Origin of the sequence: Verrucosispora sp. WMMD573 (assembly GCF_027497175.1) — a bacterium.
Taxonomy (GTDB): domain Bacteria; phylum Actinomycetota; class Actinomycetes; order Mycobacteriales; family Micromonosporaceae; genus Micromonospora.
Genome location: NZ_CP114901.1, coordinates 1947211 through 1967721, shown reverse-complemented (window position 1 = coordinate 1967721; position 20511 = coordinate 1947211). Strand labels below are relative to the sequence as shown.

General features: G+C 72.3%; 20 protein-coding genes. 8 read left to right on the top strand and 12 right to left on the bottom strand.

The annotated features are described in order from the left end of the window. Nucleotides 1-122: 122 nt before the first annotated feature. A complete protein-coding gene (gene sepH, locus O7601_RS09135) occupies nucleotides 123-1205 on the top strand; it encodes a septation protein SepH (RefSeq protein ID WP_281565753.1) in 1083 nt (360 codons plus the stop codon). Nucleotides 1206-1338: 133 nt separating this feature from the next. Here the strand turns inward: sepH and O7601_RS09130 are convergent, their stop codons facing one another. The 5 genes from O7601_RS09130 to O7601_RS09110 all read right to left on the bottom strand — a co-directional run bounded on the left by O7601_RS09130 (nucleotide 1339) and on the right by O7601_RS09110 (nucleotide 6103). After that, on the bottom strand, nucleotides 1339-2013 hold the full coding sequence (locus O7601_RS09130) for a 2'-5' RNA ligase family protein (RefSeq protein ID WP_281565752.1): 675 nt from the start codon (nucleotides 2011-2013) through the stop codon (nucleotides 1339-1341). 17 nt (nucleotides 2014-2030) lie between these two features. Further along, a complete protein-coding gene (locus tag O7601_RS09125) occupies nucleotides 2031-2561 on the bottom strand; it encodes a hypothetical protein (RefSeq protein ID WP_281565751.1) in 531 nt (176 codons plus the stop codon). Nucleotides 2562-2701: 140 nt separating this feature from the next. Then, nucleotides 2702-3979, bottom strand: coding sequence for an MFS transporter (locus tag O7601_RS09120; RefSeq protein ID WP_281565750.1), 1278 nt, complete (start codon nucleotides 3977-3979; stop codon nucleotides 2702-2704). An 81-nt stretch (nucleotides 3980-4060) separates the two neighbouring features. Then, entirely contained in the window at nucleotides 4061-4510 is a 450-nt protein-coding gene (locus O7601_RS09115) for a MarR family transcriptional regulator (RefSeq protein ID WP_281565749.1), read from the bottom strand. 114 nt (nucleotides 4511-4624) lie between these two features. Continuing rightward, nucleotides 4625-6103 (bottom strand): NCS2 family permease, encoded by a 1479-nt coding sequence (locus O7601_RS09110; protein WP_281565748.1) that lies wholly within the window; start codon nucleotides 6101-6103, stop codon nucleotides 4625-4627. 89 nt (nucleotides 6104-6192) lie between these two features. On the opposite strand from O7601_RS09110, the gene O7601_RS09105 reads away from it, so the two are divergent. Then, a complete protein-coding gene (locus O7601_RS09105; protein ID WP_281565747.1) occupies nucleotides 6193-6435 on the top strand; it encodes a DUF2530 domain-containing protein in 243 nt (80 codons plus the stop codon). Nucleotides 6436-6456: 21 nt separating this feature from the next. Here O7601_RS09105 and O7601_RS09100 read toward each other — a convergent pair whose 3' ends face one another. Beyond that, nucleotides 6457-7293, bottom strand: coding sequence for a DUF3027 domain-containing protein (locus O7601_RS09100; RefSeq protein ID WP_281565746.1), 837 nt, complete (start codon nucleotides 7291-7293; stop codon nucleotides 6457-6459). 87 nt (nucleotides 7294-7380) lie between these two features. Between O7601_RS09100 and O7601_RS09095 the strand changes: the two genes are divergently transcribed. The 3 genes from O7601_RS09095 to O7601_RS09085 all read left to right on the top strand — a co-directional run bounded on the left by O7601_RS09095 (nucleotide 7381) and on the right by O7601_RS09085 (nucleotide 10645). Continuing rightward, nucleotides 7381-8997 (top strand): MFS transporter, encoded by a 1617-nt coding sequence (locus O7601_RS09095; protein WP_281565745.1) that lies wholly within the window; start codon nucleotides 7381-7383, stop codon nucleotides 8995-8997. Beyond that, nucleotides 8994-9644: a futalosine hydrolase gene (locus O7601_RS09090; RefSeq protein ID WP_281565744.1), complete on the top strand. Its 651-nt coding sequence runs from the start codon at nucleotides 8994-8996 to the stop codon at nucleotides 9642-9644. The genes O7601_RS09095 and O7601_RS09090 overlap by 4 nt, the downstream gene beginning before the upstream one ends. A 152-nt stretch (nucleotides 9645-9796) precedes the next feature. Beyond that, nucleotides 9797-10645, top strand: a complete 849-nt coding sequence (locus tag O7601_RS09085; protein WP_281565743.1) for a 1,4-dihydroxy-6-naphthoate synthase — start codon at nucleotides 9797-9799, stop codon at nucleotides 10643-10645. On the opposite strand, the gene O7601_RS09080 is transcribed toward O7601_RS09085, so the two are convergent. Beyond that, on the bottom strand, nucleotides 10606-10992 hold the full coding sequence (locus O7601_RS09080; RefSeq protein ID WP_281565742.1) for a cold shock domain-containing protein: 387 nt from the start codon (nucleotides 10990-10992) through the stop codon (nucleotides 10606-10608). The two genes, O7601_RS09085 and O7601_RS09080, sit on opposite strands and share 40 nt — an antisense overlap. Nucleotides 10993-11020: 28 nt before the next feature. Beyond that, nucleotides 11021-11644: an HAD hydrolase-like protein gene (locus O7601_RS09075; RefSeq protein WP_281565741.1), complete on the bottom strand. Its 624-nt coding sequence runs from the start codon at nucleotides 11642-11644 to the stop codon at nucleotides 11021-11023. An 83-nt stretch (nucleotides 11645-11727) separates the two neighbouring features. On the opposite strand from O7601_RS09075, the gene O7601_RS09070 reads away from it, so the two are divergent. Further along, nucleotides 11728-14196 carry a helicase-associated domain-containing protein gene (locus tag O7601_RS09070; RefSeq protein ID WP_281565740.1) on the top strand — a complete coding sequence of 823 codons (2469 nt, stop codon included), beginning with the start codon at nucleotides 11728-11730 and terminating at the stop codon, nucleotides 14194-14196. Nucleotides 14197-14207: 11 nt separating this feature from the next. Here O7601_RS09070 and O7601_RS09065 read toward each other — a convergent pair whose 3' ends face one another. Next, nucleotides 14208-14447, bottom strand: a complete 240-nt coding sequence (locus O7601_RS09065) for a hypothetical protein (RefSeq protein WP_281565739.1) — start codon at nucleotides 14445-14447, stop codon at nucleotides 14208-14210. Between the two features lie 479 nt (nucleotides 14448-14926). Between O7601_RS09065 and O7601_RS09060 the strand changes: the two genes are divergently transcribed. Continuing rightward, nucleotides 14927-16606 (top strand): DNA repair helicase XPB, encoded by a 1680-nt coding sequence (locus O7601_RS09060; RefSeq protein WP_281565738.1) that lies wholly within the window; start codon nucleotides 14927-14929, stop codon nucleotides 16604-16606. 108 nt (nucleotides 16607-16714) lie between these two features. Here O7601_RS09060 and O7601_RS09055 read toward each other — a convergent pair whose 3' ends face one another. Further along, nucleotides 16715-17467 carry a TIGR03089 family protein gene (locus O7601_RS09055; RefSeq protein WP_281565737.1) on the bottom strand — a complete coding sequence of 251 codons (753 nt, stop codon included), beginning with the start codon at nucleotides 17465-17467 and terminating at the stop codon, nucleotides 16715-16717. Between the two features lie 117 nt (nucleotides 17468-17584). Here O7601_RS09055 and O7601_RS09050 point away from each other — a divergent pair, with 117 nt between their 5' ends. Then, a complete protein-coding gene (locus O7601_RS09050; protein WP_281565736.1) occupies nucleotides 17585-18622 on the top strand; it encodes a hypothetical protein in 1038 nt (345 codons plus the stop codon). On the opposite strand, the gene ligD (O7601_RS09045) is transcribed toward O7601_RS09050, so the two are convergent. Together ligD (O7601_RS09045) and ligD (O7601_RS09040) are read right to left on the bottom strand one after the other, a co-directional pair. Next, complete coding sequence (gene ligD, locus O7601_RS09045) at nucleotides 18619-19530, bottom strand: non-homologous end-joining DNA ligase (protein WP_281565735.1); 912 nt, start codon at nucleotides 19528-19530, stop codon at nucleotides 18619-18621. The two genes, O7601_RS09050 and ligD (O7601_RS09045), sit on opposite strands and share 4 nt — an antisense overlap. Continuing rightward, the gene (gene ligD, locus O7601_RS09040) at nucleotides 19520-20461 is read right to left on the bottom strand and encodes a non-homologous end-joining DNA ligase (protein ID WP_281565734.1); all 942 of its coding nucleotides are present in this window, start codon (nucleotides 20459-20461) and stop codon (nucleotides 19520-19522) included. The genes ligD (O7601_RS09045) and ligD (O7601_RS09040) overlap by 11 nt, the downstream gene beginning before the upstream one ends. Between the last annotated feature and the right edge of the window lie 50 nt (nucleotides 20462-20511).

Sequence of the window (20511 nt, the reverse complement as noted above, 5' to 3'; positions counted from 1 at the left end):
ATCCGCCGCTTAACCGGGCGTGGCGTCTCCCACCGGGGGGCGGATGGGCGTACCGTGGAGCGCAACGCCCCGGGTGGCCGGCTCGTGGCGTACGGCCAGCGAAGCGGGACGGAGGCAACGCGATGCGCCCAGTACGCTTCGTCGCCCTCTCCGAGGACGGCCAGGCCCTGGTGCTCGCCGACGAGGTCGGGCGACTGCTCGCCCTGCCGTTGGACGAGCGTATCGCCGGAGCGCTGCACGCCGAGCCGGGTACGCCCACGCTCGCGGTGGCACCGGCCGCCGCCGCCCCGGTGCCCTCGCTGTCTCCTCGGGACATCCAGGCCCGGATCCGCTCCGGCGAGTCCGCCGAGGACGTCGCCCGGATCGCCGGTGTGCCGGTCGACCGGGTGCTCCGCTACGCCGGGCCGGTGCTCCAGGAGCGCGCGATGCTCGCCCAGCACGCCCGGCGCACCCGACTAAAGGGTGCCGAGAAGCCCACGCCGCTGGCCGAGGTGGTCAACGGTCGGCTCGCCCAGCACGGGATCGACACCGAGAAGATCTCCTGGGACGCATGGCGGCGCGACGACGGCACCTGGCGGATCGTCGCCACCTGGCCGTCCGGCAAGGCCACCGCCCAGGCGGTCTGGGATCTGGACAAGACCCGGCAGTCGGTCGCCCCGCACGACGACATGGCGCAGTACCTGTGCGCCGAGCGCCCGACGCCGATCCTGGGCCAGGAGCCGGCACCGGAGCGGGGCGGCCACGCCCTGCCCGGCCCGTCGCGTGGCGAGCCGAGCCGGGGTGGGCACGGGCTGCCGTCGCCCGCCGAGCCGGGTCGCTCGGGTCGTGACCCGATCCGAGCCGGCCGGGACGCCCTGCTCGCCTCCCTCGACCGGCCGCTCGGCGCGACCTCGGGCCGAGGTCTCGAACCACGATCGCCGGCCGCGCTCGCCGGCGGTCCGGACGCGCAGCGCCAGCGGGCGGTCGCCGGGGGCGCTGCGGCGCTGCTCGGCGGCGGCCAGGGCTCGGCCTTCGACGACGACGCGGACGCGCCCAAGGAGGTCCCGGCCGTGCCGTCGTTGGCGGTGCTGCGCCCCCGCCGGACGAACGCGCCGGCCAGTGGTGCCTCCGAGTCCGGCGAGGCCGGTGGCAAGCCACGCAAGCGCCTGCCCAGTTGGGACGACGTCCTCTTCGGCACCGGCCCGGCGGCCCGCGAGTCATCCTGACCTGCGGGCCCCGCGCCGCCGTCCCCGTCGCCGCGTCGATCTTGCACTTCCTGCCGGGACATTGGTCCGATAACGGACGTTTCAGCGACCGCAAATACAAGATCTGCGAGAAGTCAGCGGGGCGGTGCCGGGTTCAGAGAGGCCAGGCGGCGAGACGGTGGTAGCGCGGCGGGAGTTTGGGCCGGCTCTGCACCAGCACCAGTTCCTCGGCCAGCCAGGGCGGGCCGAGGTAGTCGTGGAGGGTTGCCAGGTCCGCCTCGATGTTGGCGTGTGGCAGCCGGTCACCCGGTCGGGCGATGGTCAGGTGCGGTCGGAACGGCTTCTCGTCGCCGGGAAACCCGGCGGCGCTCAGCCCGGCGCGGACAGCGCCGGCCAGCGCCCCCAGACGGTTGACGTCGCCGCGCACGTCGACCCAGAGCACGGTGCTGCGTCCCCAGCCGAATCGACCACCGCCGCCAAGCCGCAGCACTGGCGGGCCGTCGCACCCGCCGGGTGCCTCCGCCGCAGCACCGCCGGGTGCCTCCGCCGCAGCACCGCCGGGTGCCTCCGCCGCAGCACCGCCGGGTGCCTCCGTCGCAGTACCACCGTGGGCAGCCTGCACGGCGCGTGGGAGGACCTGCCGCAGCTCGGCCAGCCGGGCGGGATCGACCTCGCCGAGGAAGGCGAGCGTGAGATGGGCCGTGGCCGGGTCGACCAGCCGGACGTTCGTGCCGGCGGCCGAGGCCGCCGCCAGGCGTAACCCGGCCAACCGGGTGGTCAGGTGCGCGATGGCCTCGACCGGCGGGTAGATCGCGATGAAGAGTCGCACCTGTCACATGGTGGCAGCTAATAGTTCCGCTCAGGCTGCTCGGGATGGTTCCGCTCGGGTTGCTCGGGGCGGGCGGCCGGCAGCCGTAGGCCGGCCGCGTCCAGCTCGGCCTCGACGCGTACCCGTTCGATCTGCCGGTCCAGACCGGACAACTCGGCGAGATGCTCGGTGATGCCCAGCGCATGGCAGGCCAGCCGAAGCCGATCGTCGTACGCGCCGAGCACGTCGCTGTGCCACACCACAGGTCTGCTGCCGCCGGCCCGATCCCGACGCAGACACCGCAGGTCGGCGGCGATCTGCTCCAAAGGCCGCCGCTCCGAGCGGTCGAGCGCGTCGAGATCAATCCGGTCGGCGACCGCGACCGCGTCGACGGCCTCGTTCAGCCGGGCGATCAGGCGCCGTTCGCGGCGCCGCTGCCGCCACTCGCCGTACCGACAGGTCAGCCGGTCGACGACCTCGTCGGTGCAGATGACAAGCGCGATGAGCACCGGCACGAAGACCACGGCGGCAAGCGCCACGGCCAGGAGCAGTAAGCGTAGGACCTCCACCCATCGAAGCTATGTCGCTGCGTAGCGTCAGGTAACCGAATTTCCGCATCTCGCGCATGCGGTGGCGCGTTACCGCACCGCCGGTAACACCCCAGCGTCGGACCGACCGGGCAGCGGGCGGGGCCGGCAACAGAAGCTCGTCACATCTCGGTGACGTAGAAGCGGGGCAGCGGCAGGACCCGGAACCGCAGCCGGGCCCCGGCTCGGCGTAGCTGCCAGGCCAACGCCAGCAGTGCGGTGGTAAGCGAGAGCAGGCCACCGGCCCAGATGCTGGCACCGGCCCCGAAGGTCTCCGCGACCCAGCCGATGATCGGCGCGCCGACCGGGTTGGTGCCGAGGAACACCAGCACCCACAACGCCATCACCCGGCCACGGAACGCGGCGTCGGTGCCGAGTTGCACCCGCTGGTTCGCCGCCTGGGCGAAGTAGACCATGAAGAAGCCGGTGGGCGGCAGCAGGGCGACCACCATCCAGTACGCCGGAGCCAGCCCGACGAGCGTGCCGAAGGTGGCGCAGCCGATCGCGGCACCCAGCACCAGCCACACCGAGGGCCGGCTCCGCCGCCCGGTCCCGGCCAGTGCGCCGACCAGCGCGCCGGCCGCGAGCGTGGTGCTGAACAGGCCGAACGAGGCCGCCCCGGTGTTGAAGACGGTCTTCGCCAGGGCCGCCAGCGTCAGCTGGAAGTTGAACAACGACATCCCGATCACCGACATCACCACCATCGGGAGCAGCAGGTCGGGGCGGCGGGCGACGTAGCGCAGCCCGTCGAGCACGGTCGCGGCGGCCCGCTCGCCACGCGCCGGCAGCGGCTCCCGGTGCAGTTCGGTCGACCGCATCCGGATCACCGTGACCAGCGGCGCGATCGAGCTGAGCGCGGTGACGAGGAAGACCGGCCCGACGTCGAAGACGGCGATGGCCAGGCCGGCCACGGCCGGGCCGACGATCCGGGCCGAGTTGAACACGGCCGCGTTGAGTGAGAGCGCGTTGGGCAGCAGTGCCGTGCCGACCAGCTCGGAGACGAACGCCTGGCGTACCGGGGTCTCCATCGCGTTGGCCACACCGAGCAGGGCGGCGAAGACGAAGACGTGCCAGAGCTGAACCAGATCGGTGAGCACCAGCACGCTCATGGCCAGCGACAGCACGGTCCAGAACGCGTTGGCGATGAACAGGAGCATCCGCTTGTCGTATCGGTCGGCGAGCCGACCGGAGAGCAGCGTGAGCAGCAGTACGGGCGTGAACTGGAGAGCTACGACCACGCCGAGCGCGGTGGCCGAGTCGCCGGAAAGCTCGAGGACCAGCCAGTCCTGGGCGATGAACATCATCCAGACACCGATCAGCTTGATCAGTTGCCCGAATGCGAAGAGCCGGTAGTTGCGGACCTGTAGGGACTGGAACATCGTGCTCAGCCTTGCCTGCACTCTTGGTGCGCCTCCTCGCGGTCGTACGCGTCGTCAACGACGGACGGCACGGCGCGGGGCGCACACCCGGTGTGCGCGGCGTCAGGCGCGGGAGATTCGCTGAAGGATCTCCGCGGCTTGGTGCAGGGTCTCCCGGTCGGTGTCAGTCAGCTCGGCCAGCCGGCGGGCCAGCCACTCGTCCCGGACCCGCTCGAACTGGTCGAGCACGGCCCGGCCCCCCTCGGTCGTCGCGAGGATGACCTGCCGGCCGTCGGTCGGGTGCGGGGTGCGCTGCACGAGGCCACGCTCCTCCAGCTTCGCGACGATCTTGGTCATCGTCGGTGGCTGCACCCGTTCGACGTCGGCGAGCTCCCGCGGCGTGAGCGCGCCCGCCAGCCGAAGGCTGGTGAGCGCGGACAGTTGGGTGACCGTGAGGTCACCAACCGGCCGGGCCTGGCGGACCCGCCGGTTCAACCGGGTGATCGCATCACGCAACTGGAGGGCCAGCTGCGCCGGTGGCATGCTCTGAGCCGTCACCGTCCGCTCCGTCACGATAGTTAGCCTAACTAATTAGCTGACCGAGCCGCAGCGGATATGACCATGCTCACCTCGACGTCTCTGCTCCCGGGCCGGACAGGCGGATCACCCACCCGGCCCGGGCGGCTGTCAGAAGAGCAGCGCCTCGATCGGACCGCGCAGGAAGTACACCACGAACAGCGCCGCCACCGCGTACAGCAGCGGGTGGATTTCCCGGGACTTGCCCTTGGCCAGCTTGATCACCACGTACACGATCAGCCCAGCCCCGATCCCGTTCGAGATCGAGTAGGTGAACGGCATCAACACGATGGTGAGGAAGGCCGGGATGGCGATCTCGTAGTCGGACCAGTCGATCGTCCGTACCGCCGTCATCATCAGGAAGCCGACCACCACAAGCGCGACGGACGCCGCCTCGAACGGGACGACCACCACCAGCGGTGCCAGGAACATGGCCAGCAGAAAGAGCACGCCGGTGACCAGGTTGGCCACTCCGGTCCGGGCACCCTCCGCGACACCGGCGGCGCTCTCGATGTACGACGTGTTGCTGGAGACGCTGGCCGCACCACCGCTGGCCGCCGCGATCGAGTCGACCAGCAGGATCTCCCTGGTACGCGGCGGAGTGCCCTGCTCGTCGAGCATGCCGCCTTCCTGGCCGACGGCCACCATCGTGCCCATGGTGTCGAAGAAGTCGGTGATGAGCAGGGTGAAGATGAACATCAGCACGACCAGCCAACCGGCCCGCCCCCACGAGTCCAGCACGTTGAACTGGCCGAGCAGGGAAAGGTCCGGAACGTCGAACGGGTTGCTCGGCAGCGTCGGAACGTTAAGCGACCAGCCCTTCGGGTTCGGCACCCCGTCGACGAAGGACGGACCGATGTCGCCCACCGCCTCCACCAGCATGGCCAGCACCGTGGAGGCGAGGATGCCGATCAGGATGGCGCCCTTGACCCGGCGTACCACCAGCACCAGGGTCACCAGCAGGCCGACCACGAAGACCAGCATCGGCCAGCTGACGAGTTTGCCGCCGATGCCGAGGCCGACCGGGACCGTGGTGTTCGCCTCGTCCGGAATCCGCCTGACGAAACCGGCGTCCACCAGGCCGATGATGGTGAGGAACAGGCCGATGCCCACACCGATCGCCGTCTTCATCTGGGTCGGCACCGAGCGGAAGACCGCCGTACGCAGCCCGGTCAGCACCAGCACCGCGATGATCAGACCCTCGATCACCACCAGGCCCATCGCGTCGGCCCAGGTCATCTCGGGCGCGATCTCGTACGCCACCAGGGCGTTGACGCCGAGCCCGGCGGCGACCGCCAGCGGGAAGCGGCCGACCACGCCCATCAGGATGGTCATCAGACCCGCGATCAGGGCGGTGGCCGCCGCGATCGCGGGGATCGGCAGGGTCTGATTGTCACCGTCGACGGCGCTGCCGAGGATGAGCGGGTTGAGCACCACGATGTACGCCATCGTGAAGAAGGTGGCCAGGCCGCCGCGTACCTCGCGGGTGAGCGTCGAGCCACGGGCCGAGATCTCGAAGTACCTGTCGAAGCCGTTGCGCGGCTGGCGGGAGTCGGGTGGGGTGCCGTTGTCGGGCGGCGCTACTGCCATCAGGAACCTCACAGCGGATCATCGGGTTGTCGCGCGCATCGTCGCAGATGGCCGGCCTGTCGGGAAGCAGGGTCACGTACGCTGGCCGGGTGCCGACCCCGCCACCCCGCCCCGAGCCGCTCGACCCGCCGATGGTGCCGTTCGCCCTCGCCGGGATGGCGGCCTGGACCGTCGCCGGGCTGGTGCTGCTGATCTTCCGCGACCGGTTGGTCGCCAGCGGCCACGAGAACTGGCTCTGGATCTGCCTGGCCGGATTCCTGTGGGGCTTCCCCGGTCTGGCGGTGATGATGCGGCACGACGCCAACCGTCGCCGCCGTCGCGCCGCAGGTTGACCCGACGGCGGGCGGCCCCGGTCAGGAGTGCCCGTACGGTTCCGCCGGCTCGCCGCTCTCCACGGACCCGGCGGCGCGGCTGACCGCCATCGGCTCCACCGCGCTGTCGTCGTAGACGGTGGGCATCTCGTCGACCGCCGTGTCGGCCTCGACAAGCGTCTCCGAGTGGGCGCCGCAGCCGTGGTCGGCGCTGACCACCCGGCCGTCGTCCGGTGCGTAGAAGTTGCCACAGACACCGAAGCACTGCCGCAGCTTGCCCGCGAGCGGCAGGTAGAAGCCGCAGGTGCCGCAGCGCGCGGCGGCGGGCGCGGAGGCGGAGATCGGCGCCGAGGGGCCGTGATCGCCGTCGTACCAGCGCTGGGCCGTCTCGATCCGACCCTCCCGCGACATCACCCGGGGCCGGCCCAGCCCCAGCTCCCAGGCGGTCTCCTCGACCGCCGGATCGTCGGAGAGGAGGTAGCCGGGCTGGAGTCGCTCGTCGTCCGACGGGGTCGGCAGCAGGTCGCCGGGACCCAGGTCGCCGGGCTTGAGCCGCTCCTGCCACGGCAGCCAGCCGGGCGCGAGCAACGCGTCCGGCCCGGGCAGCAGGACCGTCTCGCAGAGAGTCACCGTACGGCTGCGCGGCACCCGGGTCACGGTCACCGCCCACCGCCAGCCGCGATAGCCGGCCAGCCGACACTCGAAGTAGTGCGTGACGAGCCGGTCGCCCTCAGCGACGGCCTGGAGGTGGTCGCCGACGTCGTCGGGGCCCACCTCGGTGATGCCGGCGCGCGCCACCTCGACGGCGGCGGCGCAGACCTGGTCGAGACGGGCGGCACGGGCGGAAGCGGGCCTGGTCACCCGACCATTGTTCCCCATCGGGTGGGTGAACTGTGAGGCACTCCCCAGAGGTGTTCTCCGGCGGTGGCGCAGCATTGCCCCGGCCGATGGGCCAGGATGGGTGCCATGCCGCTGTTCTCCCGCTCTGAGCGGTCCCTCCTCGGGCGGACCGTCGGCACCGGCATCCGCGCCACCCGGCTGATGCTGCGCGGCTCCCTGACCAGCGGCCGCTGGATGACCCGCAGCGCCGCGCGGGCCCGGGCCCGGGGCGCCGGCGGGGAGACGGGCATGGTCCGTCTGTTCGACCTGCACGCGATCTCCTGTGCCGGTGACACGCTTATCGCCATCGGACTGGCCGGGACGATCTTCTTCAACGTGCCGCTCGGCGAGGCGCGGAGCAAGGTCGCGCTCTACCTGCTGGTGACCATGGTGCCCTTCGCCATGCTCGCACCCGTGGTCGGGCCGCTACTCGACCACTTCCGGCACGGCCGTCGCTACGCCCTGGCCACGACGATGTTGGGCCGGGCGTTCCTGGCCTGGCTGATCTCCGACTACATCCACGGCTTCGGGCTCTATCCGGCGGCCTTCGGCGTGCTGGCGCTCTCCCGGGCGTACGGGGTGGCGCGTTCCGCAGCCGTACCCCGGCTGCTGCCCGAAGGGCTCGGCCTCTCCCAGGTCGGTGCCCGGGCCAGCGTCTACGGCACGGTCGCGGGCGCCCTGGTCGCTCCGATCGGCCTGGCCGCGTTCTGGTTCGGACCGCAGTGGCCGTTGCGGGTCGCGTCAGTGATCTTCCTGGTCGGCATGGTGATCGCCCTCCGGCTGCCACCGAAGGCGGACTCCGAACCGCCGGAACGGGTACCGCGACCACTGCGGGCGCTACGTCGAGGCACTGACGAACGGCCGCTGGGCCGGGGCAGACCCGCCGGACGACTGGTGATCTCGACCCTGGTCGGTGCGGCCACGCTGCGCGCGGTCTACGGTTTCCTGCTGCTCTTCCTCGCCTTCACCATCAAGGCAGGCGACCTGACCACCGTGATGTTCGGGCGTGATCTGGGGGACGAGGGATCGCTCGGCCTGGTCGGCGGCGCACTGGCAGTCGGCACCTTCCTGGCCACCGCGATCGGTACCCGGTTGCGCATCCACCGCCCGGCCGCTCTCCAGTCCAGCGGCATGGTGATCGTCGCCGGGGTGGGCGTACTCACCGTGCTGAGCTTCTCGCTGCCGATGGTCGCCCTGCTCTGCGTGGTCACCGCGATGATGAGCGGCATCGCCAAGCTGGCCGTGGACGCCTCGATCCAGGAACGCATCCCGGAGCGGTTGCGGGCCAGTTCCTTCGCCCACTCCGAGACGGTGCTGATGCTCGCCTTCGTCGCCGGTGGCGGGCTGGGGCTCGTACCCTTCGACGGCCGGATCGGCATCGCCGTCGCCGCCGGTGTCGGTGCCCTCGCCGCCGCCCGGGGTCTGGTGATGGCCCGGCGGCTCCGGGCCGAGAAGCTGCACGGACGGCCACTGACCGACGACGAGCTGGCCGCCGAGAAGCAGGCCGAGTCGGAGCACACCGACGAGTCGGAGCACGCCGAGCCCACCCCCACGTCGCCGGCCCCCTTCCAGGGCGGACGTGGTCCCGACGAGCCGGGTATGGCGCCGCCGGGCTTCCACATCTATCGCCCGTCCTCGACGATCACCGGTTCCGGTGGTGGCGACGATGAGACGCGGCGCAGCTCACCGGGCTCGCTCACGTGAGCGGTCTGCTGGTGGTGACCGCGGTTCCCGCCGAGGCGGAAGCCATCCAGGCCGGCCTCGCCGACCCGGCCGTGGCGGTGCTGCCGGTAGGGGTGGGCCCGGCGGTCGCCGGTGCGGCGACCGCCCGGTTGCTGGCGCTCGCCGAGATGGCCGGCCGCCCGTACCGGGCAGTGGTAAGTGCGGGGGTCGCTGGCGGCTTCGCCGGCCGGGTCGCGGTCGGTGACACCGTGCTCGGCACCCGGGCCGTCGCCGCCGACCTGGGCGCGGAGTCTCCCGACGGTTTCCTTCCGATCGACGAACTCGGCATGCCGGCCGAACTGCTCGGCGGCGGCACCGCCGTCGACGTCGACCCGACACTGCTTACCGGCCTGCGCACGGCGCTGCCGGCCGCGATCGTGGGACCGGTGCTGACCGTCAGCACCGTGACCGGCACCGCCGCCAGCACGGAGGAGCTGGTCCGGCGTCACCCGGAGGCGGTGGCCGAGGCCATGGAGGGGTACGGCGTGGCGGTCGCCGCCAGCCAGGCCGGCGTGCCCTTCGCGGAGCTGCGTACCATCTCGAACCCGATCGGCCCCCGCGACCGCGACGGGTGGCGCATGCGCGACGCCCTCACCGCCCTCACCGCCGCCGCGTCCGCCCTACGCTGACCCGCCAACCCCATCCCAAGATCCGCGCAACTTCGGCGATGTTGCTGATTCTGGCCGAGTTCAGGCAGCAAGATCCGGGAAGTTGCCCGGATCTTGGGTGGGGGCGCTGCCGCGCTGGCAGCGGGTCGGGTCGGCGGGGTTACGGTGGGGGTGTGGCGCTCTCGCTGGCGATCTCGCCCTGCCCCAACGACACGTTCGTCTTCCACGCGCTGGTACACGGACAGGTGCCCGGTGCGCCGCCGGTCAAGGTGACGTACGCCGACGTGGACGTCACCAACACGGCTGCCGAGCGGGGCGCGTTCGACCTGGTGAAGGTGAGTTACGCGGCGCTGCCGTGGCTGCTGGGTGATTACCACCTGCTGCCCTGTGGGGGTGCGTTGGGTCGGGGATGTGGCCCGTTGGTGCTCACCCGCACCGACCGCGGTGGCGGGCCGGAGCGCGACGATCTCACCGATGCCACAGTGGCGGTGCCGGGTGACCGGACCACGGCGTACCTGCTGTTCCGGCTCTGGGCGGCCGGGCGGACGCCGCGGCGCATCGAGGTGGTGCCGTTCCACGAGATCATGCCGGGCGTGGCCGAGGGTCGGTACGACGCCGGGCTGGTGATCCACGAAGCCCGGTTCACTTATCCCCGCCACGGTCTCACCGCCCTGGTCGACCTGGGCGAGTGGTGGGAGTCGGACACCGGGCTGCCGATCCCGCTCGGTGCCATCCTGGCCCGGCGGGGCGTGGTCGACCCGCAGCAGGCCGCTGGCTGGATTCGGGATTCCGTCCAGCGGGCCTGGGACGATCCGGCGGCCAGCCGGGCGTACGTGCTGGCGCACGCCCAGGAGATGGAGCCCGACGTGGTGGACCGGCACATCGGCCTCTACGTCAACGAGTTCACCGCCGACCTGGGTGAGGCGGGTTTCGCTGCCGTCGAGGCGCTGCTCGGTCGGGCCGCCGACGCCGGGCTCGTGCCTCAGACCTCCAGCTCGCGGGCGACCGCGTGGACCAGCTGAGCGATCTTCTGCGCGGTCCTGCGGTCCGGGAAGCGGCCCCGGCGCAGGTCCGGCTGCACCTTCGCCTCCAGCACCTTGATCATGTCTTCGACCAGGCCGTGCAGCTCCTCGGCGGGGCGTCGGCGCAGTTCCGCCACCGACGGCGGCGCGTCCAGCAGCTTCACCCCCATCGCCTGCGCACCCCGCCGGCTGTCCACCACGCTGAAGTCGACCCGCTGGCCGCCCTTGAGATCGGTGACACCGGCGGGTAGCGCGGCCTTCGGCAGGAACACGTCGCCACCCTCGTCACTGGTGACGAACCCGTATCCCTTGGTCGCGTCGTACCACTTCACTCGACCCGTAGGCACCTGAGAACCTCTGCTTCGCTTGAACCGTCTACTGCCTCAAGGCTAGCCGGATCATCCCGTCGAGCGCCGCCGGGAATCCGGTGAGATCCGCCAGCACCGCCGCCGCCCCGGCGGCCCGCAGCTCGTCGGCCGTACACGGGCCCGAGGCCACCGCGATGCCGGGCACCCCGGCCGCACCAGCGGCCACCATGTCCGCCACGTGGTCGCCGACGTAGTGGGTCGCCCCGTGCGCCCGCAACGCGGTCGCCTTCTGCTCAGCGAACAGGTCGCCGGCCAGCTCGTCCACGACCAGCCCCAGATGGTCCAGGTGCAGCCGGGCCAGCCGGCCGATCTTGGAAGTGACCACCAACACCCGGCCGCCCCGGTCGCGAATCGCATCGAGGGCCGCCGCCGCGCCGGGCAGCGGCACGGTCGGCGTGACCGCGTAGGCCGGATACAGCTCGCGGAAGATGCTCACCGCCTCCTCGACCTGATCCGGTGGAAACCAGCGGGCGATCTCGGTACGCAGCGGCGGGCCGAGCCGGGACACGGCGGCGTCGGCGTCGACGGGTACCCCGGTCCGCTCGGTGAGCGCGCGATAGGTCGCGGCGATACCGGGACGCGAGTCGACGAGGGTCATGTCGAGGTCGAAGCCAACGGTCAACGGGGGCATCCTGGAAAGCTACCCGGCCAGCCGGACCGGCCGGGTCGTCCGATGGGCGGGAGTGGCCCCGACCGGGCTAGCGTGGAACGACGATGAGCACCTCACTCGCCGACCACCTGCGGTCGCTGCCCGACGAGTCCCTCGCCGCGCTCCTTCAGCTCCGGCCCGACCTCGTCGTACCGGTCCCCGCCGACGTGGCCGCCCTCGCCATCCGGGCACAGTCCCGCGTCTCGGTGTCGCGCGCGTTGGACGGGCTGGACCAGTTCACGCTTCAGATCATGGATGCCGCCCGGTTGACCCGTGACCCGGCCGACGGCACCACCTCGGTCGACGGGGTGCTGGCCCTGGCCACCACCGGCCCGAATCCACCCGCCCCCACCGCCGTCCGGGCCGCCGTCGACCGGCTGCGGGCCCGGTTCCTGCTGTACGGCCCCGACCACGCCCTGCACCTCGTCGGCGGCATCGACGAGATCTCTCCGTACCCTGCGGGGCTCGGTCGGCCGGCGACGGAGCTGGACGCGCGCACCGCCGCGCTCTGCGCGGACCCGGCGAAGCTGCGGCGGACGCTGCTGTCCGCGCCGCCGTCGGCCCGGGCGATCCTGGACCGGCTCGCCGCCGGCCCACCGGTCGGCAGCGTGCCGCCCGGCGCGTTGCAGGCACCGGCGGTCGGCGCGGACGACGACCTGCCGCCGGACGACACCAACGGCGGGGCGCCGACCGGTTCCCCGGTGCGCTGGCTGGTCGACCACCGGCTGCTGGTGCGGGTCTCCGGTGGCAAGGGTGGCACCACCGGCATGGTCGAGCTGCCCCGGGAGATCGGGTTGCTGCTGCGCCGTGAGACCGGTCCGCTGGGCCCGTTGAGCAGCAGTCCGCCCCCGGTGGCCGCGACGCCGCGCGAGCCGAAGGCCGCCGACTCCGCCGGAGCCGGGCAGACCATGGAGGTGGTACGCCACACCGAGGCGCTGCTGGAGCAGTTGGTCGCTGAGCCGGCGCCGGTGCTGCGGTCCGGTGGGATCGGCGTACGTGACCTGCGCCGGCTGGCGCGGGCCACCGGGCTGGACGAGTCGACCGCCGCACTGCTGCTGGAAGTGGCGTACGCGGCCGGGCTGACCGGTGAGATGGAGCTGCCCGGTGCCGCCGGTCGATACGGCGCCGACCAGCAGGTGCTGCCCACGGCCGGGTACGAGCTGTGGCGGGCTGGTTCGCTGGCACAGCGCTGGGAGCAGCTGGCCCGGGCCTGGCTGACCATGACCCGGCAGGTCGGGCTGGTCGGGCAGCGCGACGACCGGGACCGGCCGATCACGGTGCTCTCGGCGGAGGCGGAACGGGCCGGCGCCCCGGCCGCCCGGCGGGCGGTACTCGGTGTGCTCGCGGATCTGGAACCGGCCGCCGCGCCCAGTGCCGAGGAGGTGCTGGCGCTGCTGGACTGGCGGGCGCCCCGACGCAGCCGTGGCCGGGAGAACGCGCATCGGGAGGTGCTGGCCGAGGCGGCCACGCTGGGCGTGACCGGGCTGGGGGCGCTCACCTCGTACGGACGGCTGCTGCTGGCCGAGGCGACGGCGGGCGAGGACGATGCCACGGACGACCCGCTCGGGCTGCGGGCCGACGCCGAGGACGGCGGCAGCGCGATCCGGGCCCTGGACACGTTGCTGCCTGCCCCGGTGGACCACTTCCTCGTCCAGGCCGACCTGAGCGTGGTGGTGCCCGGGCCGCCGGAGCCGGCGCTCGCCGCCGAGTTGGAGGTGATCGCCGAGCCGGAGTCGGCCGGCGGGGCGAGCGTGCACCGGATCACCACGGGCAGTGTGCGGCGGGCCCTGGATGCCGGCTACTCCGCGGACGACCTGCACGACCTGTTCCGTCGTCGGTCCCGCACACCGGTGCCGCAGGGATTGACCTACCTGGTCGACGACGTGGCCCGCAAGCACGGCGGGCTGCGCATCGGCTCCGCCGGGGCGTACCTGCGCAGCGACGACGAGGCGCTGCTGGCCGAGGTGCTGGCGGACCGGCGGGTGGAGGCGCTGGCGCTGCGCCGCCTCGCGCCGACCGTGCTGGTGACCCCGTACCAGGGCGGTCGGCTGCTCACCGTGCTGCGGGAGGCCGGCTACGCCCCGGTGGCCGAGGACGCCACCGGTTCGACGGTGCTCTCCCGGCCGAAGACCCGACGGGCACCGGCCAGGGTGTCGGTGGCGACCCGGGCGCTCGACCCGCTCGCCACCCCACGTCTGCCGCTGCCGCGTCTGCTCGGCGTGGTGGAGCAGATCCGGCGGGGTGACGCGGTGGCGCGGGCGGCCCGACGGGCCCCGGCGGTGGTGCGCGGCGCGACGCCGGGCGGGCCGGTTCCCGCGCACAGTCACCACGACGCCCTGGCCGTGCTTCAGCAGGCGGTACGCGACAAGGCGCTGGTCTGGGTCGGCTACGTCGACGCGCACGGGGCAACCGCGTCCCGGCTGGTGCGACCCGTCTCGCTCGGCGCGGGCTACCTGCGCGCCGAGGACGAGCGGACCGAGATGCTGCACACCTTCGCCCTGCACCGGATCACCGCGGCAGTGCTGGAGAAGTGAGGGCGGCCGGTTCAGCGGCGGCTGCGCCGCACCGACCCGACGATCGCCACGATCAACAGCAGGGTGAACCCGGTGCCGGCCGCCTCGCCGACCGAGTCGACGAAGCCCTGCTGGAGCACCAGCCAGCCGAACAGAAACCAGCCGAACAGGACGACACCGACGATCGCGTACGCGACCACGGTGGCGGTGGAGACGGTTTCGGACGACTCTGCCTGTTCGCGCTCGGGGACAACTTCCTGGTCAACGGTCATCTGCCCTCCCCCGTACGGTCCAGCCCTGGACGTCAAGGGTGTCACCCTTGACGGCCGTCGGCCAGCACCATCGGGTGACGATCCGACTCGGCTCGTACCCTGCGGTGCCGGGTGCGCAACGAGTGCGGAGGGGTGCCGGTGCGGTCCGGGCGCGCCGCTCGCCCCCGTTGGCTTCCACTGCGACGGGAACGGCCCCCGCTTTCCTGGCCCGTCCGGCCGTGGATCGAACGCGCTGCGCACCGGCACCGACCGGCATGACGACCGCGAGGGCGTACGGGTGGCCCGTCTCGCGACCCGGCGGGCCGCCGACCTCGACAACTCGTCCCCTACTGCTAGACGCGCCGCAGCACCGGCAGGGTTGCGCAGGATGAGCACTTTCTCGCCGCCCGCCCGCGCGTGCAACACTGGATGGTCGCCCAGTGGCAGGTCAGCCACCTGCCTCGGCGGCCGGATCAGCCGTACGGACGAGAGGATTCGGCGTGAGTGGTGGACCACTTATCGTGCAGTCGGACAAGACCCTCCTGCTGGAGATCGACCATCCCGACGCACAGTCCTGCCGGATGGCCATCGCGCCCTTCGCCGAGTTGGAACGCTCGCCCGAGCACGTGCACACGTACCGGCTGACGCCGCTCGGGTTGTGGAACGCCCGCGCCGCCGGGCACGACGCCGAGGGCGTGGTGGACGCGCTGATCAAGTATTCGCGGTACCCGGTGCCGCACGCGCTGCTGGTGGACGTCGCCGAGACGATGGACCGGTACGGGCGGCTCCAACTCGCCAACGACCCGGCGCACGGCCTCGTCCTGCGCGCCCTGGACCGGGTGGTCCTGGTCGAGGTGGCCAAGAGCAAGAAGCTCGCCGGGATGCTCGGCAACCGCATCGACGACGACACCATCGCGGTGCACCCCTCCGAGCGGGGGCGGCTCAAGCAGGCCTTGCTCAAGCTCGGCTGGCCGGCGGAGGACCTCGCCGGGTACGTCGACGGTGAGGCGCACCCGATCGAGCTGGCCGAGGCCGGCAAGGACGGCGGGAAGCCGTGGACGCTGCGGTCGTACCAGCGGGAGGCGGTCGAGGCGTTCTGGGCCGGCGGATCGGGTGTGGTGGTGCTGCCCTGCGGGGCCGGCAAGACGCTTGTGGGTGCGGCGGCGATGGCGGAGGCGAAGGCCACCACGCTGATCCTGGTCACCAACACGGTGGCCGGCCGGCAGTGGAAGCGGGAACTGATCGCCCGCACCTCGCTGACCGAGGAGGAGATCGGCGAGTACTCGGGCGAGCGCAAGGAGATCCGCCCGGTCACCATCGCCACGTACCAGGTGCTCACCTCGCGGCGCGGCGGCGCCTTCACCCACCTGGACCTGTTCGGCGCCCGGGACTGGGGCCTGGTCGTCTACGACGAGGTGCACCTGCTGCCCGCGCCGATCTTCCGCTTCACCGCGGACCTCCAGGCCCGCCGCCGGCTGGGCCTGACCGCCACCCTGGTACGCGAGGACGGCCGGGAGGGCGACGTGTTCAGCCTGATCGGCCCGAAGCGGTACGACGCGCCCTGGAAGGACATCGAGTCGCAGGGCTGGATCGCCCCCGCCGAGTGTGTCGAGGTCCGGGTCACCCTCACCGACGCCGAGCGGATGGCGTACGCGACGGCGGAGGCGGAGGAGCGCTACCGGATGGCGGCCACCGCCCGCACCAAGCTGCCGGTGGTGCGCGCCCTGCTCAACCGGCATCCGGACGAGCAGACGCTTGTCATCGGCGCGTACATCGACCAACTGCACCAGCTGGGCGAGTATCTCGACGCCCCGATCGTGCAGGGCTCGACCACCAACAAGGAGCGCGAACGCCTCTTCGACGCGTTCCGCACCGGGGAGGTGCGTACGTTGGTGATTTCCAAGGTGGGAAATTTCTCCATCGACCTGCCCGAGGCGGCGGTGGCGATCCAGGTGTCCGGCACGTTCGGCTCCCGCCAGGAGGAGGCGCAACGGTTGGGCCGGGTGCTGCGCCCGAAGGCCGACGGCCGGCAGGCCCACTTCTACACCGTGGTCTCCCGGGACACCATCGACACCGAGTACGCCGCCCACCGGCAGCGCTTCCTCGCCGAGCAGGGGTACGCGTACACCATCGTCGACGCCGACGACGTCCTCGGCCCGACGCTCCCCTCGTTCGACTGACCGCACCCTCGGCAAGATCTGCGCAACATCCCTGTTGTTGCTGCCTCACCTCGGAGGCTCGGAGCCGACACAGCAACAACAGGGATGTTGCCGCATCGGAGTCGTCTCTTAGAGGACGCGGGTGATCTGTTCGGCGGCGGCGACGGTGTCCCGGTGGGTGGGGTCGAGGTTGGCGCAGAGCAGCACGGTGGCACCTGCGGAGAGCGGAGCGAGCAGCCACTTCAGCGGCTGCTCGTGCTCGGCGACGTCGACCAGCAGTCGGTCACCGGCCCGCAGGTCGAGTTGCTCGGCCACCGCCCTGGCGATCGAACCCCACTCGGCGTAGCTGGTGCCGTCCGGGCTGGCCGCGTCGTTCGCGTGCAGCACGGGCCGGTCGCTCGGGGCGACGCCGTGCCGCAGCACCTCCACGGACCAGTCGAGCCAGCCGACCGGCACGTCGACCAACTCCTGCGGCCCGGTGCCCACGAGGTAGCGGTGCAGCCCGTCCGGCACGTCCTCCAGCCAGTCGTCCAGGCGTTCCGGGGTGACCAGGACCGCGTCGTACGGCCGGTCGCCGCCGGGCTCCAGCACCGGCAGCCCGGCGGTGGCGCGCGGCCGGAACGACACCTCGAGCCCCACCGCCCAGGCCCCCAACAGCACAGCAGCGGTACGCCAGTGCGGCGGCAACAGCACCGCCACCCGGCTGCCCGGGGTCAGTCCGCAGCCGTCGCGCAACAGCCCGGCGGCCCGCGCCGCCAGGTCACCCAGCGCGGCGGCGGTCAGATCGTGACGCTCGCCGCTGCGGTGGTCGAGGTAGCTGAGCAGTGGCCGGTCCGGATCGGCGAGACCGGCGGCGGACGGTACGGGAAGAGCGGCGCGCATACGTACGTCCTACTCCTGCCGTCCGGGTCTGTCGAGGTCGACCCTCCCGGTCGGGCCGGCGAAGACATGACTGATGGCATTGGTGGTGGGTGCCCCGTCGCAGGGAGAGTCAGTGGCATGACCACTCACGGAGAAGAGCGGGCGGCTGTCGACGGCGGCCGGCAGCCGATGCGGCGGCGACTCGCACCGGTCCTGGCGCTGCTGATCCTCGCTCCCTGGGCCGCCGAGTGCTCGTGGGGCGGCTTCGCCGGCACCGACATGCTGGTCGTGGTGGTCGTCCTGGCACCGATGTACGGGGGCGCGGCGGTGCTCATCCGGGAGGCGGCCCGGCGTACGGGCGGCGGCTGGCCGATGATCGTGCTGCTGGCGGCGGGGTTCGGGGTGGTCCAGGCGGGCCTGGTGGACCAGTCGCTGTTCAACCCCGACTACCTGGCCGACACCGAGTTCGCCGAGTTGAGCGCGGCGGACCGCACCCGCATTCCAGTGCTGGGCATCAGCGCCCAGGAGGCGATCAGCTTCCTCGGCAATCACGTGGCGTTGACCATCTGCGCGCCGATCGCCATCGTCGAGTCGTACCTCTCCCCGGCCCGCCGGCTGCGGCCCTGGCTGGGCGCGCCCGGCCTGGTCGCGGTGACCGTCCTCTACCTGCTGGGCAGCCTGCTCGTCTTCGCCGACGACAGTGGCCGCAAGGGGTTCCTGGCCAGCCCGGGTCAGCTCATCGGGGCGACGTCGGTGGTCCTCGCCCTGGTCGTGGTGGCGGCCCTGCCCCGATGGCGGCGTCGGCCGGTGCCGGCTCCGACCCGCTCGCCCCGGCCGGTCCGTCCCGGCCTGCTGGTGCTGCTCGGCTACCTGGGGGTCAGCATGCTCTCCGGCTGGATCGGCGTCGCCGTCTCGGTGGTTGTCGCCGCCGTGCTGGTGGGGCTGCTGGTCCGTTGGGCGGGACGCGCCGGGTGGGGTCAGCGGCACGTGCTGGCCAGCGCCGCCGGGGCGCTGGTCGGGGCGGCCGTGCTGGCCTACCTGGTGCCTCCGTACGCACCGGCGTCACCCACCCAGGCGCTGATCAGCGACGTGATCGTCAGCCTGCTCGCGGTCGCCATGCTCACCGGGGCGTACGCGCGTCTGCGGCGGCACGAGGGTGAGCAGGCCGCCGGCTAGCCCGGCAGCTCGGGGCCGCCGTCGAGCAGGGGGGCGAGCAGGTCGCCGTGCTTCTCGACCCGGTCCAGCACCTCGCCTGCGGTGTAGGGCTTGGTGGCCGGGCGTCGACCGGCCGCACCGGCGGAGACCTCGTCCCAGGTCAGCGGCGTCGACACCGACGGGACGGGCTGGGCACGCAGCGAGTACGGGGCCACAGTTGTCTTGGCCGCGTTGTTCTGGCTCCAGTCGATGAAGACCTTGCCCGGTCGCAGGTTCTTCGCCATCTTCGACACCACCAGTTTCGGCCTGTCGCGTTCGAGTTCCTGGGCGATGCGCCGCGCGTAGGCCGACACGTCGTCGGCGGGCTGGCTGCCGGAGATCGGGCAGCAGAGCTGCATGCCCTTCTTGCCGGAGGTCTTCGGGTACGCGTCGATGCCGTCCTCGGCCAGCCGGTCCCGCATCAGCAGCGCCACCTGGCAGCACTGCTTCAGCGCCGCCGGGGTGCCCGGGTCCAGGTCGACCACCATCAGGTCCGGATGCGCGCCGACCTTCCACTGCGGGGTGTGCAGTTCCAGGGCGGCGAGGTTGGCCAGCCAGACCAGGGTGGGCAGCTCGTCGGCGACGACGTAGTCGATGGTCTCCCGGCCCTTGGTGGAGCCCGGTGCCGGCAGCGTCTCGACACGTACCCAGGAAGGGGTGGCGGCCGGGGCGTTCTTCTCGAAGAACGAGCCGCCCGTCACCCCGTTCGGGTAGCGGATGCGGGTCAGCGCCCGGTCGGCCAGGTGCGGCAGCAGCACCGGGGCGATCCGGGTGTAGTAGTCGATCACCTCGCCCTTGGTGAAGCCGGCCGTCGGGTAGAGGACCTTGTCCAGGTTGGACAGCTCCAACGTGCGGCCCTGCACCTCGACCGGGAACCGGTCAGCTGGCATCGTCGACCTCCTCGGCCGGCTTGTCCGGGCGGATCCGCAGGACCCGGGGGAAGCGCAGCCGCCCGTCCGGAGTGCGCTGGCCGTATTTCACCTCCACCACGATCCGGGGAGTTACCCAGATCGCGCCCCGGGCATCCTCGCGGGGGACGTCGCCGCCGAACGGCGAGGCGGTGGTGCGCAGCGGCTCCAGCTGGCGCAGCAACTCCCGCTCGAGGGCGGCGCCGATCCCACCACCAACCCGACCCCGGTAGACGAGCCGGCCGTCGGCGCCGGGGACCCCGACCAGCAGGCCGCCGATCCTCCGCGCGCCGGGCCGCCAGCCGCCGATCACGAAGTCGCCGGTCACCTCCAGCTTGACCTTCACCCAGTCCGGCGAGCGCACCCCGGGCCGGTAGGCCGACTCGATCCGCTTGGCCATCACCCCTTCGAGGCCGTGCTCGCCGGCCGCCTCGTAGGTGGCCGGGCCGTCGGAGAAGACCGGGGGCACCGCCCAGCGCGCCGCGCCCAGCGCCAGGCCGTCGAGGGCTTCCCGCCGTCGGGCGTACGGCCAGCCGGTGAGGTCCTGACCGTCGAGCCGCAACACGTCGAAGATCATGTACGTGACCGGTACGGTTGCCGCCAGCCGGGCCGCCTTGGCGGCGTTACGCACGTGCATCCGCTCGGCCAGGGCGGTGAACGAGGGCCGTCCGGCCTGGTCGAACAGGACCACCTCGCCGTCGAGCAGAACGTCGTCGACCTGCTCGCCGAGCGGAATCAGCTCGGGATAGGCGGTGGTGATCTCCACGCCGGAACGCGCGTACAGGCGTTGCCGTCCGGCGGCGACGTCGGCCAGCGCGCGTACCCCGTCCCACTTGAACTCGTACGCCCAGTCGGGACCGGTCGGTAGCTGCCCGGTCATCGCGAGCATCGGCTTGAGCGGCGCGCCGGGCACAGGACGACTGTAGTAGCAGGCCGAACGCCTCGCGTCCGGTTCGCTGTGAT

Bases quoted from the DNA above. Each gene is read 5' to 3' on its own strand.
- ligD (WP_281565735.1), bottom strand. From the start codon at position 19,530: ATGCCAGCTGACCGGTTCCCGGTCGAGGTGCAGGGCCGCACGTTGGAG.
- O7601_RS09065 (WP_281565739.1), bottom strand. From the start codon at position 14,447: ATGACCGTTGACCAGGAAGTTGTCCCCGAGCGCGAACAGGCAGAGTCG.
- O7601_RS09110 (WP_281565748.1), bottom strand. From the start codon at position 6,103: ATGGCAGTAGCGCCGCCCGACAACGGCACCCCACCCGACTCCCGCCAG.
- sepH (WP_281565753.1), top strand. From the start codon at position 123: ATGCGCCCAGTACGCTTCGTCGCCCTCTCCGAGGACGGCCAGGCCCTG.
- O7601_RS09050 (WP_281565736.1), top strand. From the start codon at position 17,585: ATGACCACTCACGGAGAAGAGCGGGCGGCTGTCGACGGCGGCCGGCAG.
- O7601_RS09055 (WP_281565737.1), bottom strand. From the start codon at position 17,467: ATGCGCGCCGCTCTTCCCGTACCGTCCGCCGCCGGTCTCGCCGATCCG.
- O7601_RS09095 (WP_281565745.1), top strand. From the start codon at position 7,381: ATGCCGCTGTTCTCCCGCTCTGAGCGGTCCCTCCTCGGGCGGACCGTC.
- O7601_RS09070 (WP_281565740.1), top strand. From the start codon at position 11,728: ATGAGCACCTCACTCGCCGACCACCTGCGGTCGCTGCCCGACGAGTCC.
- O7601_RS09100 (WP_281565746.1), bottom strand. From the start codon at position 7,293: ATGGGGAACAATGGTCGGGTGACCAGGCCCGCTTCCGCCCGTGCCGCC.
- O7601_RS09075 (WP_281565741.1), bottom strand. From the start codon at position 11,644: ATGCCCCCGTTGACCGTTGGCTTCGACCTCGACATGACCCTCGTCGAC.